Source organism: Streptomyces erythrochromogenes, assembly GCF_036170895.1.
Lineage (GTDB): Bacteria > Actinomycetota > Actinomycetes > Streptomycetales > Streptomycetaceae > Streptomyces > Streptomyces erythrochromogenes.
The window spans coordinates 4,245,110-4,257,690 of record NZ_CP108036.1; the positions used below are offsets into that span (position 1 = coordinate 4,245,110).

8 protein-coding genes are annotated in these 12,581 nt (G+C 69.4%); 3 read left to right on the plus strand and 5 right to left on the minus strand.

Annotated elements, in window-relative coordinates:
- Window positions 1-21: 21 nt before the first annotated feature.
- Window positions 22-2,283 (minus strand): DUF6049 family protein, encoded by a 2,262-nt coding sequence (locus OHA91_RS19250; protein ID WP_266499428.1) that lies wholly within the window; start codon window positions 2,281-2,283, stop codon window positions 22-24.
- Between the two features lie 186 nt (window positions 2,284-2,469).
- On the opposite strand from OHA91_RS19250, the gene OHA91_RS19255 reads away from it, so the two are divergent.
- Window positions 2,470-3,936: a CCA tRNA nucleotidyltransferase gene (locus OHA91_RS19255; RefSeq protein WP_031156043.1), complete on the plus strand. Its 1,467-nt coding sequence runs from the start codon at window positions 2,470-2,472 to the stop codon at window positions 3,934-3,936.
- 69 nt (window positions 3,937-4,005) lie between these two features.
- On the opposite strand, the gene OHA91_RS19260 is transcribed toward OHA91_RS19255, so the two are convergent.
- The 3 genes from OHA91_RS19260 to OHA91_RS19270 form a co-directional block, all read right to left on the minus strand.
- Window positions 4,006-5,274, minus strand: a complete 1,269-nt coding sequence (locus OHA91_RS19260) for an MFS transporter (RefSeq protein ID WP_031156046.1) — start codon at window positions 5,272-5,274, stop codon at window positions 4,006-4,008.
- A gap of 101 nt (window positions 5,275-5,375) precedes the next feature.
- Window positions 5,376-6,458, minus strand: coding sequence for an inositol-3-phosphate synthase (locus OHA91_RS19265; protein WP_031156048.1), 1,083 nt, complete (start codon window positions 6,456-6,458; stop codon window positions 5,376-5,378).
- A 49-nt stretch (window positions 6,459-6,507) separates the two neighbouring features.
- Entirely contained in the window at window positions 6,508-7,110 is a 603-nt protein-coding gene (locus tag OHA91_RS19270; protein WP_031156050.1) for a PadR family transcriptional regulator, read from the minus strand.
- 275 nt (window positions 7,111-7,385) lie between these two features.
- Between OHA91_RS19270 and OHA91_RS19275 the strand changes: the two genes are divergently transcribed.
- Entirely contained in the window at window positions 7,386-9,968 is a 2,583-nt protein-coding gene (locus tag OHA91_RS19275) for a transglycosylase domain-containing protein (RefSeq protein ID WP_328739661.1), read from the plus strand.
- An 87-nt stretch (window positions 9,969-10,055) separates the two neighbouring features.
- A complete protein-coding gene (locus OHA91_RS19280) occupies window positions 10,056-11,525 on the plus strand; it encodes a glycosyltransferase family 87 protein (protein WP_381623416.1) in 1,470 nt (489 codons plus the stop codon).
- A gap of 10 nt (window positions 11,526-11,535) precedes the next feature.
- Here the strand turns inward: OHA91_RS19280 and OHA91_RS19285 are convergent, their stop codons facing one another.
- Window positions 11,536-12,567 carry an alanine racemase gene (locus tag OHA91_RS19285; RefSeq protein WP_031156057.1) on the minus strand — a complete coding sequence of 344 codons (1,032 nt, stop codon included), beginning with the start codon at window positions 12,565-12,567 and terminating at the stop codon, window positions 11,536-11,538.
- Window positions 12,568-12,581 lie beyond the last annotated feature (14 nt).

Consider the following 12,581-nt stretch of genomic DNA (forward strand, 5'->3'; position numbering starts at 1 on the left):
GCCGACCGGCCACGGCATCGCTCAACGGTCCACTGTCTCACTCGTGCCGGACCCCTCGGTGCTTTGCGGTTCGGTGTCCGGGGACTCGTCACTCGGCTGCGTGCTCTCCTCGGCGGCGGCGCGGGCCGCGACACGCTTGCGGCTGGCGTACATCTTGATGCCTGCCAGGACCAGGAGGAGCACACCGCCGGCGATCACGAGCATCACGGTGGGAGTGATCTCGGTGGCCTCCACGGTGAACCGGCGTTCCTTGCCGTAGGGGATGCCGTCCTTGGTGAAGAGCTGCGCCGTGACCTCGACGGGCCCGCTCGCGGTGGCGTTGGCGGGGAACTTCACCGTCTGGGTGTGGTCGCCCTGGACGGTGACCTGCTGCTCCGCCTGGCCGCTCTTGCCGAACATCAGGCGGGACGGGTTGGCGGACTTCACCCGCAGGACCAGGTCGTGCACGTCCTGCACGAGGCTGTTCTGGACGCTGACCGGGATGGTTGCGCTGTGTCCGGACAGGGTGGCGTCGGACTTGGGGATGACCTTGACCTTCTCGGTGAGACCGATCAGGTATTCCTGCACCTGGTCCCGGTAGAGGCGGGCCTCGTCGGGACGTCCTCGCCAGGAGGTCGACATCTCCCGGTTGATGGTGTTGCCGAAGGGGATTTCCACGCGGTCGGGTGCGGCGAGGATCACTTTGAAATGGTCGAGCGTGTTCTGCGTGGTGCGGATCTTCTCGAAGGCCGACACCGGCATCTCCTGCTTGCGCAGGTCCTCCGGGTACTGGCCGGCGCCCGGCACCTGGGTGGCGGCGCCCGGGTCGGGCTTGGCGGCGGCGGCCGCCTCGAGGTCCGCCGGCTGCGTCCAGCGGCCGCCCTGGAGGCCGCGTATGGCGGCGGCCATGGACCGCGCCTGGCTGACGGTGGGCATCCGCTGCGGAGTCACGACGAAGCTGCGCTGCTCGTCGGTCCTCTGCAGGTTCAGGGCGAGGCTGTGGGCGAGGAACCGCTGCACGGCGAGCGTGGAGGGCCCGGCGTTCAGCATGTCGCCCTCGAACGCGGTGGACAGCTCGGCGTCCGCCACGACGGCGGTGGTACCGGCCCCGATGGGCCGGGCGGCCGACGGCGTGTAGCCGAGGGCGCCGCTCTCCATGAGGCTGTCGCTGCGGGTCAGGACGTTGTGGGCACCGGCCGAGGTGGCCACGTTGACGATCGAGGGGTCGATGGCGCCGTTCACGGGCCAGGAGAAGTCGGTGGACGCGGGGACGTGCAGAACGGTCTGCACGGCGTTCTTCGCCTTGTCGGTGGCCGGGCGCAGCTGCCCCAGGGTGCCCGAGACGTCCTTGCCGTGGTGCGCGAGGGAGGCGAGGTCGGGGTCGGCGAACGGCAGCGCGACGACCTTCTTGCCCTGGACGGCCGCTTCCAGGGAGCTCAGCCACTGCTCGGCGACGGCCTTGTTCTTGCCCTGGACGGACTTTCCGTTGGCGCCGCGGACCCGGTAGCCCTTGGTCATCGCGTCGACCGTGTAGAGCAGGTCGGGATCGATGACCCAGGTGACCGGCAGGTCCTTGCCGAGGGTGACCATCTGCTCCAGGCGGCCGCCCGGCTTGAGCTCCTCGGAGAGGGAGTCGTCGAGGAAGACCGGTGTCTGGAGCTCGTCGGACCCGGTCTCGGCCGTGACGCGGGTGGCGGAGATCAGCGGCCAGACGTAGGTGAGCTGTGAGCGCTTGGCGGCGGCCTCGGGCTGCCAGGGCAGGAAGGTCCGCTTGATGCCCAGCACCTGCTCGGACGGCCGGCTCTCGGTCACCCCGGACAGGGAGACACCGAGCTGGTAGACGCCGTCCTTGTCGAGTTCGAGCTTGTTGACCGGGACGGTGAGCGTGAAGTTCTGGGTGACCTTCGACGGCAGGGAGGCGATCTTCACCGCGTAGGCCGAGTCGATCTCGCCGGGGTCGGCGCCGGCCCGGAAGCCGTTGCGGTCCGCCGTCTCGTCGATGGACGAGCGGTCCGTGAGCGCGGGGCCGACCCGCAGGCCGACGTGGGCGTCGGTGATCGTCTCGGAGCCGGTGTTGACCACGGTGCCCTCGATGGTGAGGGTGTCGCCCTTCACAGGGGCACTGGGCGCCATGGAGACCAGCTGCACGTCGACGGAGGAGGCCTGCGCGGCCTCGGCCTGCGGGGCGGGGGCGTAGACGAGAGCGGCCAGCACGGGAGTCCCGGCGAGCAGGACGATCGCGCGCCGCAGCCATCGGCGCCGGACAGGGGCGGGCGCCCCTTGGATGTCTGCCGCCTCGGCCACGCGCTAGCCCGTCCCTCGAAGTGTCAGTGGTCGTCTTTTGTGCGTCCACGAATGGTAACGAGGTGCGCTGTGTGCGAGTGCCGCCCCTTGCTCCACATGATCGGCACAGCCCCGCGGCGGCCGCGTACCGGGGTCGCCGATAAACGGGGCGGCCCCTGGTGGGCCGGGCACGTACCCTTTTCAGTTGTGCCGAACGCCAACGAAGACAACCCCAGTGCCCTGAGTCAGGTGCAGCGCCGCGCGGTCAGTGAACTGCTGCAGGTCGCTCCTGTCGCCGACGAGCTCGGCCGCCGATTCCAGGAGGCGGGCTTCCGCCTCGCCCTGGTCGGCGGGTCCGTACGCGACGCGCTGCTCGGGCGTCTCGGCAACGATCTCGACTTCACCACCGACGCCCGCCCCGAGGACGTTCTCAAGATCGTCCGTCCGTGGGCCGACTCGGTCTGGGACGTCGGCATCGCCTTCGGCACCGTCGGGGCCCAGAAGAACGCGCGCGTCGGAGACGCTGTGCGGAACTTCCAGATCGAGGTGACGACGTACCGCTCGGAGGCCTACGACCGCACGTCGCGCAAGCCGGAGGTCTCCTACGGCGACTCGATCGACGAGGACCTCGTGCGCCGTGATTTCACGGTCAACGCGATGGCCCTGGCGCTGCCCGAGCAGGAGTTCATCGACCCGCACGGCGGCCTGGAGGACCTGGCCGCCGGCGTGCTGCGCACCCCCGGAACCCCTGAGGACTCCTTCTCCGACGATCCCCTGCGCATGTTGCGGGCGGCGCGGTTCTCGGCGCAGCTGGACTTCGAGGTCGCCCCGGAGGTCGTGGCGGCGATGAAGGCCATGTCCGACCGCATCGAGATCGTTTCCGCGGAGCGGATCCAGGGCGAGCTGAACAAGCTGATCCTGTCCGCCAACCCGCGCCTGGGTCTGGGACTGCTGGTGGACACCGGGCTGGCCGACCGGGTGCTGCCCGAGCTGCCCGCGCTGCGGCTGGAGAGTGACGAGCACCACCGGCACAAGGACGTCTACGACCACTCGCTGATCGTGCTGGAGCAGGCCATCGCGCTGGAGGAGGACGGTCCGGACCTCGCGCTGCGGCTCGCTGCCCTGCTGCACGACATCGGCAAGCCCCGCACCCGCCGCTTCGAGAGCGACGGCCGGGTCTCCTTCCACCACCACGAGGTCGTGGGGGCGAAGATGACCAAGAAGCGGCTGACCGCGCTGAAGTACTCCAACGACATGGTCAAGGACGTGTCGCGGCTGGTCGAGCTACACCTGCGCTTCCACGGCTACGGGGACGGCGAGTGGACCGACTCCGCGGTGCGGCGCTACGTCCGTGACGCCGGGCCGCTGCTGGACCGTCTGCACAAGCTGACCCGGTCCGACTGCACCACGCGCAACAAGCGCAAGGCCAACGCGCTCTCCCGCACCTACGACGGGCTGGAGCAGCGCATCGCACAGCTCCAGGAGCAGGAGGAGCTGGACGCGATCCGGCCCGACCTGGACGGCAACGAGATCATGCGCGTCCTGGACGTGGGCCCCGGGCCGGTGATCGGCAAGGCTTACGCCTTCCTGCTGGAGATGCGGCTGGAGAACGGCCCGATGGGCCATGACGCCGCTGTTGCCGCGCTCAAGGAGTGGTGGGCGGCCCAGGCCTGATCCGCGAGCGCCGGTGCCGATGTTTCACGTGAAACATCGGCACCGGGCGGACCGGCCACGCGGGATGTTTCACGTGAAACATCGGCTGCGCCGGCCGAGCAGCACCGCGGTCAGGGCGTAGAGAACGGACACGCAGACGAGCAGGACCACGGACTGCCCGTCGGCGGGGAGCATGAGGGCGGCTACGGCCGCCGCCCCGACGAACGCGACGTTGAACAGCACGTCGTAGACGGAGAACACCCGGCCGCGATAGTCGTCGTCCACGCGGGACTGCACTTCGGTGTCCGTGGAGATCTTGGCGCCCTGGGTGGCGAGGCCGAGGACGAACGCGGCGACCAGCATCGGACCAGGGGCGAAGAACAGGCCGAGGGCCGGTACCAGCACGGCGGAGCCCGCGGCGCAGGCGGTGATCCAGCCGAGGGTGCCCAGCCGCCCCACCATCCAAGGGGTGATGACGGCGGCCGCGAAGAATCCGGCCCCGGAGGCGCCGACCGCGATGCCCAGGAGGGCGAGCCCCTCGGCCTCGTTGTCCGACCAGGCGTAGCGGCAGAGCATCAGCAGCATGACGAACAGGGCCCCGTAGCAGAACCTCATCATGGTCATCGCGGTGAGCGCCCGGGCCGCCTGGCGCCGGGCGGCGAGGTGCCGGAGGCCTTCGGCCATGCCCCGCACGGTGAGGGCGATGCCTTGGGCCACCGAGGGGTGGGCCTGCCCGGCGGAGTGGTCGGGGCCGAGCAGCCCGATGGCCAGTCTCAGGGAGCCGAGGGCCGCACAGAGGTAGAGACAGGCCCCGAGGAGCACGACGAGGGCGTTGGAGCCGGACGCGAGCAGCCGGACGAGGAAGGCCAGCCCTCCGCCGGCCACGGCCGCGAGCGTCCCCGCGGTGGGGGAGAGCGCGTTCGCGGTGACCAGTTGATCGGCTCCGACGACGCGGGGCAGTGAGGCGGCCAGGCCGGCCAGCACGAAGCGGTTGACCGCGGTCACGGACAGCGCCGAGGCGTAGAACAGCCAGTCGGGTACGTGCGCGACGATCAGCACCGCGGTGATGCAGGCGAGGAAGGCCCGCAGCAGGTTGCCGTAGAGGAAGACCTGACGGCGGCGCCAGCGGTCGAGCAGCACTCCGGCGAAGGGGCCGATCACCGAGTAGGGCAGCAGCAGTACCGCCATGGCCGAGGCGATGGCCGTCGGCGAGGTCTGTTTCTCCGGGGAGAAGACGACATAGGTGGCGAGCGCGACCTGGTACACGCCGTCCGCCGCCTGGGAGAGCAGCCGTACGGCGAGCAGGTTGCGGAAGTCCCTCAGGCGCAGGAGTACGCGCAGATCACGTACGACAGGCATGAGGGAAAGGGTCACATACGCGGAGGGTCCCCGGGCACATTGCCCGGGGACCCTCCGCGGAAGAACAGCCGAAGTCCCGGTGACAGGACTCGCGGCTTCGACTAGCGCTCGACCTCGCCCTTGATGAACTTCTCGACGTTGGCCAGGGCCTCGTCGTCGAAGTACTGGACCGGCGGGGACTTCATGAAGTAGCTGGACGCCGACAGGATCGGGCCGCCGATACCGCGGTCCTTGGCGATCTTCGCGGCGCGCAGGGCGTCGATGATGACACCGGCGGAGTTCGGGGAGTCCCACACCTCGAGCTTGTACTCGAGGTTCAGCGGGACGTCGCCGAATGCGCGGCCCTCGAGGCGGACGTAGGCCCACTTGCGGTCGTCGAGCCACGCGACGTAGTCGGACGGGCCGATGTGGACGTTCTTCTCGCCCAGCTCGCGGTCGGGGATCTGCGAGGTGACGGCCTGCGTCTTGGAGATCTTCTTCGACTCGAGGCGGTCGCGCTCGAGCATGTTCTTGAAGTCCATGTTGCCGCCGACGTTGAGCTGCATGGTGCGCTCGAGACGGACACCGCGGTCTTCGAACAGCTTCGCCATCACGCGGTGCGTGATGGTGGCGCCGACCTGCGACTTGATGTCGTCGCCGACGATCGGGACACCGGCCTCGGTGAACTTGTCGGCCCACTCCTTGGTGCCGGCGATGAAGACCGGGAGGGCGTTGACGAAGGCGACCTTGGCGTCGATGGCGCACTGCGCGTAGAACTTCGCCGCGTCCTCGGAACCGACCGGCAGGTAGCAGATCAGGACGTCGACCTCACGGTCCTTGAGGACCTGGACGATGTCGACCGGGGCCTCGGCGGACTCCTCGATCGTCTGGCGGTAGTACTTGCCCAGACCGTCGTAGGTGTGGCCGCGCTGAACGGTCACACCGGCGTTCGGGACGTCGCAGATCTTGATGGTGTTGTTCTCGCTGGCGCCGATGGCGTCCGAAAGGTCGAGGCCGACCTTCTTCGCGTCGACGTCGAACGCGGCGACGAACTCGATGTCACGCACGTGGTAGTCGCCGAACTGGACGTGCATCAGCCCAGGGACCTTGGACGCCGGGTCGGCGTCCTTGTAGTACTCGACGCCCTGCACCAGCGAGGCGGCGCAGTTGCCCACGCCGACGATGGCTACGCGAACCGAACCCATTCCGGTTGCTCCCTGTTTGTTCTCGGACGAGGTCTGCAAGCTGCAGTCCTCATTTTTCGGTTTCGTCGGACGGACCGGATCGTCTGCGATCGCGTCCCGCCCGCTCACTCTCGATGAGCTCGTTCAGCCAGCGCACTTCGCGCTCCACGGACTCCATGCCGTGCCGCTGCAGCTCAAGCGTGTAGTCATCGAGGCGCTCCCGCGTTCGGGCGAGGGAGGCGCGCATCTTCTCCAGGCGCTCCTCCAGCCGGCTGCGGCGGCCCTCCAGTACCCGCATGCGCACGTCTCGTTCGGTCTGGCCGAAGAAGGCGAAGCGGGCGGCGAAGGACTCGTCCTCCCAGGTCTCGGGGCCCGTGTGGGAGAGGAGCTCCTCGAAGTGCTCCTTACCCGCGGCCGTCAACCGGTAGACGATCTTGGCGCGGCGCCCTGCGAGTGAAGCGGCGAGAGCGTCTTCCGGGGCGTTGCCCGGTTCTTCGATCAACCAGCCGTTGGCGACGAGCGTCTTGAGGCAGGGGTAGAGCGTCCCGTAGCTGAAGGCCCTGAACACTCCCAGCGAGGTGTTGAGCCGCTTGCGCAGCTCATAGCCGTGCATGGGGGATTCGCGGACCAGTCCGAGGACGGCGAATTCGAGGATGCCGGAGCGTCTGCTCATCCGCCTGCCTCTCCTCCACCCCTGAGTCTTTATGTCGAGCTGATGTATCGACTCGATACATCCAGACGATAGAACGGGCCGCCCCTATCGACAAGGGGAGACATGGTGACCGGCATCACATCACCGATTCGCACCAGGCAGGTTGCCTGATTTGGGGTGAACTTCGGCACTGGGCGGGTTTTGAGCGTGCGTAGTCTGTGCGCCATGACACCGGGGGGAACCGGAATTCATCTGCCGCTTCCAGGCCACTCGCCTGCCCGAGGAGTAGTCGTTCGATGAGCGAGCACCGCCGCAAACCGCCGCAGCCCCAGGGCGGGGGGCGGGCTTCCGCCCGCCGCGCCGCCCAGCAGCGCCCCGGCAGGGGTGCCGGACATGACGTTTCCACCGCGTCACACAGCGGTCCGTACGCACAGCAGCCCGGCCAGGGCAGTCGCGCCGACGCCCGCCGGGCCGCGCAGAGAGGGTCCTCGGGCCCCGGCAGAGGCGGCGCGGGCAGAGCACGCGGCGCCGGCCGCCCGGACAAGCGGCTGATCAACTATCCGCGGTCCGACCGGGACGGCTGGAAGCGCTTCGTGCCCTCGTGGAAGCTGGTCTCCGGCACCGCCCTGGGCTTCTTCGCGGTCATCATCGCGGGTACCGGCATCGGCATCGCCATGGTCAGCACGCCCGACCCGAACAAGGCGGCCAAGGCGCAGAACAACGTCTTCTACTGGGCCGACGGCAGCCAGATGGTGGCGACGGGCGGTTCGATGAACCGCCAGATCGTCCCCATCTCGAGCATCCCCCGGTCGATGAGGGACGCCGTGATCGCGGCGGAGAACGAATCCTTCGAGACCGACAAGGGCGTGGACCCGATGGGCATCGCCCGCGCCGTGTGGAACATGGGCACGGGCGGCTCCACCCAGGGCGGCTCGACCATCACCCAGCAGTACGTGAAGAACACGTACCTGGACTCCGACCAGACGCTCAAGCGGAAGGTCACCGAGCTCTTCATCGCGATAAGGCTGGGTGTCAAGGAGGAGAAGGACACGGTCCTCGCGGGATACCTCAACACCGCCTACTACGGGCGGGACGCCTATGGCATCCAGGCCGCGGCCCGCGCCTACTTCGGCAAGGACAGCCAGGACCTGAACCCCTCCGAGTGCGCGTTCCTGGCCGCCGTGCTCAAGGGCCCGAACCTCTACAACCCGGACGGCGGCATCGGTGCCGCCGCCACCCCTGCCCTCAACGAAAGCCGTGCCAGGGAGCGCTGGGCCTGGGTCCTGGACCGCGAGGTCGAGGTGGGCCGCATGGACCCGGCGGAGCGCGCGAAGCACACGGAATTCCCCCCGCGCGTCGAGTCGGAGCAGGCCCGCGGCATGACCGGCCAGATCGGCTACCTGGTCGACACGGCCAAGGCGTACGTGATGAAGACCAAGAGCATCACCGCCGAGCAGATGGCCATGGGCGGCTACCGGATCAAGACCACCTTCGAGAAGCCCAAGGTGGACGCCATGGCGAAGGCGGTCGAGGACATCCGCGCCGGGCTGATCGACGAGAAGAAGCGCCCCGAGACCGACACCTTCGTACAGTTCGGCGCCGCCTCCGTGGACGTGAAGAGCGGCGCGCTCGTGGCCCTCTACGGCGGCCCGGGCTGGGACCAGAAGTACTTCAGCAACAACGCCAACACCAGCGGCGTCCCGGTCGGCTCGACCTGGAAGCCGTACGTGCTGGCCGCGGCCATGGAGTACGGCACCCAGAACTCCAACGGCAAGGGCATCTCGGTCGACAGCAAGTACCAGGCCAACGACCTCACAGTGATCAACAACCGTGAGGGCAAGCCGCTGCGCGACGCCTCGGGCAGCCCGTTCAGGCAGAAGAACGAGAGCCCCACCGCCTTCGGGTACGTGACCCTCAACGAGGCGATGGAGAAGTCCATCAACGTCCCGTTCGCCCAGCTCGTCTTCGACGTCGGCCACGACAAGGTCAAGGCCGTGGCGAAGTCCACGGGCATTCTCGAGGAGTCGATCAACCCCAACAACGACGCCTCCTTCGCCCTGGGCACCTCCACCCCCAGCGCCATCCGCATGGCCGACTCGTACGCGACCTTCGCCGCCTCCGGGATGCACCGCGAGCCGTACTCCGTGACCGCCGTCGAGAAGAACGGCGAGAAGCTGTCCGGCTTCGAGGCGCCCAAGGACCAGCGGGCCATGGACAACGCGGTGGCGGACAACGTCACCAAGGTGCTGGAGAACGTCGTCGAGAACGGCACCGGCAAGAAGGCCAAGAAGCTGGGCCGGCCCGCCGCGGGCAAGACCGGTACCACGGACGAGAACAAGTCGGCGTGGTTCGTCGGCTACACCCCGGAACTGTCCACCTCCGTGGTCCTCTTCCGCACCGACCCCAACTCGGCGGAGAAGAAGCTGATCTCCATGAAGGGCGTGGGTGACATCCCCTCCCTCCACGGTGGTGACATCCCGGCCGAGATCTGGACCGAGTACATGGGCGCGGCCCTCAAGGGCGCCCCGGTCAAGCAGTTCCCGGAGGCCGAGGACATCGGCGTCACGGCCGACTCCGCCGGCGCCCCCTCCCCCACCCCCGTGGCACCCGTCACGCCGTCCCCGTCCCCGTCGTCGCTCCCGCCCAGCTCCCCGCCGCCGTCGCCGTCGCCGTCCAGGGGCGGTGGCCGGCCGTGCAAGCCGTGGGAGCTGTACTGCGACCCGGACACCACGCGCGGCGGCACCAACGAGGGCACGAGTACCGGCAACACCTCCGGGGTCATCGGCGGGCCCAGCGGATCGCCGTCCCCGTCGCCCAGCGGCAGACCGGGCCGCCCGGGCGGCCTCACCGGATCGACCACCGGCACCGCGCCGGACTGATCCGCTCCGCCGCCCCCCGTCAGCCGAGGAAGGCCGTCGCACCCACTGTGCGGCGGCCTTCCCCCGTGCCCGGCCCCGTACGGCAGGATGAGCCCCATGACCCAGGTGCACGAGGACCGCCCCGTACTGCCCACGCAGCAGGACGAGGTCGCCGCAGCCGGCAGTGAGCTCATCGGCGGCCCGCTCGGCCGCTACGCCCGCCTCGGCGGCCACTGGCTGGGACCGGTGCGCGTCGTGGCCCTCATCGCCATCGGCATGTTCGCGCTCGGCATGGTGCAGAAACTGCCCTGCTACGAGTGGGCCTGGTTCCGCGGGGCGTCCTCGCAGTACACCCACGCCTGCTACTCCGACATCCCGCACCTGTACGCGGTCCGCGGTTTCGCAGACAACCTGACGCCCTACTTCGACCGGATCCCCGGCGACATGCAGTACCTGGAGTACCCGGTGCTCACCGGGCTCTTCATGGAGATCGCCTCCTGGCTGACCCCCGGCAGCGGCTCCATGCAGCACCGCGAGCAGATGTACTGGATGGTCAACGCGGGGATGCTGATGGCCTGCGCGGCGGTCATCGCCGTGTGCGTCGCCCGGACCCACCGCCGCCGGCCCTGGGACGCCCTGCTCTTCGCGCTCGCACCCGCCTTCGCCCTCACGGCGACGATCAACTGGGACCTCCTGGCCATCGCCCTGACCGCGGCCGGGATGCTCATGTGGTCCCGTGGGCGGACGGTCCTCTTCGGCGTCCTCATCGGCCTGGCCACCGCCGCCAAGCTGTACCCCGTCCTGCTGCTCGGGGTCCTGTTCGTGCTCTGCTGGCGGGCCGGGAAGTGGCGCGAGTTCGGCCTGGCCGCCTGCGGCACGGCCGGAGCCTGGCTCGTGGTGAACGCTCCCGTCATGTTCTTCGCCTGGGACGGCTGGAAGAAGTTCTACACCTTCAGCCAGGAACGGCCCATCGACTTCGGCTCCGTCTGGCTGCTGATCTCCCAGCGCTCCGGCAACCCCCTGCACGACGCCAACACCTACGCGACCGGGCTGACGCTCCTGCTGTGCGGGGCCATCGGACTGCTCACCCTGACCGCACCCCGCCGCCCCCGCTTCGCCCAGCTGGCCTTCCTGGTCGTCGCCGCCTTCATCCTCTGCAACAAGGTCTACTCACCGCAGTACGTGCTGTGGCTCATCCCGCTCGCCGCGCTGGCCCGGCCGCGCTGGCGGGACTTCCTGATCTGGCAGGCCGGCGAGGTCGCCTACTTCCTCGGGATCTGGTTCTACCTCGCCTACATCAACAGCGGGGACAAGCACCAGGGCCTGCCCGTGGAGGGCTACCAGCTGGCGATCGCCGCCCACCTCCTGGCCACGCTCTACCTGTGCGCCGTCGTCGTCCGCGACATCCTGCTCCCGGAGCGCGACGTCGTCCGCCGGGACGGCTCGGACGACCCGTCCGGGGGCGTCCTGGACGGGGCCGAGGACGTGTTCGTGCTGTCGGACGCAGCGAGGGCGCCGCGGTACGCGACGCCCTCGGAGGGACAGCGGGTCGACTGGGGCGCCGGCCCCAAGGACTGACCGGGACGGCTCAGGAGTCGAGCATCCGGTCGAACTGCGTGGTGGTGTGGCGCAGGTGCGCCACCAGCTCGTCGCCGACCTTCGGCTCGGTCGCGTCGGCGGGCACGAACAGGATCGACACCTGCATGTGCGGCGGCTCGGCGAACCAGCGCTGCTTGCCCGCCCACACGAAGGGCGAAAGGTTCCGGTTGACCGTGGCCAGGCCCGCCCGGGCGACGCCCTTGGCGCGCGGCATCACACCGTGCAGCGCCTTCGGGGCCTCCAGGCCCACACCGTGCGAGGTGCCGCCGGCGACCACGACCAGCCAGCCGTCGGAGGCGGCCTTCTGCTGGCGGTAGCCGAACCGGTCGCCCTTGGCCACACGCGTGACGTCGAGCACCGAGCCGCGGTACTCGGTCGCCTCGTGGTCGCCCAGCCACAGCCGCGTGCCGATGCGGGCCCGGAAGCGGGTCTGCGGGAACTGCTGCTGGAGCCGTGCCAGCTCCGCGGCCCGCAGGTGGCTGACGAACATGGTGTGCAGCGGCAGCCGGGCCGCGCGCAGCCGGTCCATCCAGCCGATGACCTCCTCCACGGCGTCCGAGCCGTCCGGGCGGTCCAGCGGCAGGTGCAGGGCGAAGCCCTCCAGCCGCACGTCCTCGATCGCGCCGTGCAGCTGGCCAAGGTCCTGCTCGGAGATCCCGTGGCGGCGCATCGAGCTCATGCACTCGATGACCACACGGGCGCCGACCAGGCTGCGGACGCCTTCCAGCGAGGACACCGAGCGGATGACCCGGTCCGGCAGCGGCACCGGCTCCTCGCCCCGGCGGAACGGCGTCAGGACGAGCAGGTCGCCGCCGAACCAGTCCTTGATGCTGGCGGCCTCGTACGTCGTGCCGACCGCGAGTACGTCGGCGCCCATCCGGGTCGCCTCCTCGCACAGCCGCTCGTGGCCGAAGCCGTAGCCGTTGCCCTTGCAGACCGGGATCATCCCGGGGAACTGGTCCTGGACCTGCTTCTGGTGCGCACGCCAGCGCGCGGTGTCGACGTAGAGCGTGAGCGCCATGCCCGTCCGGAACC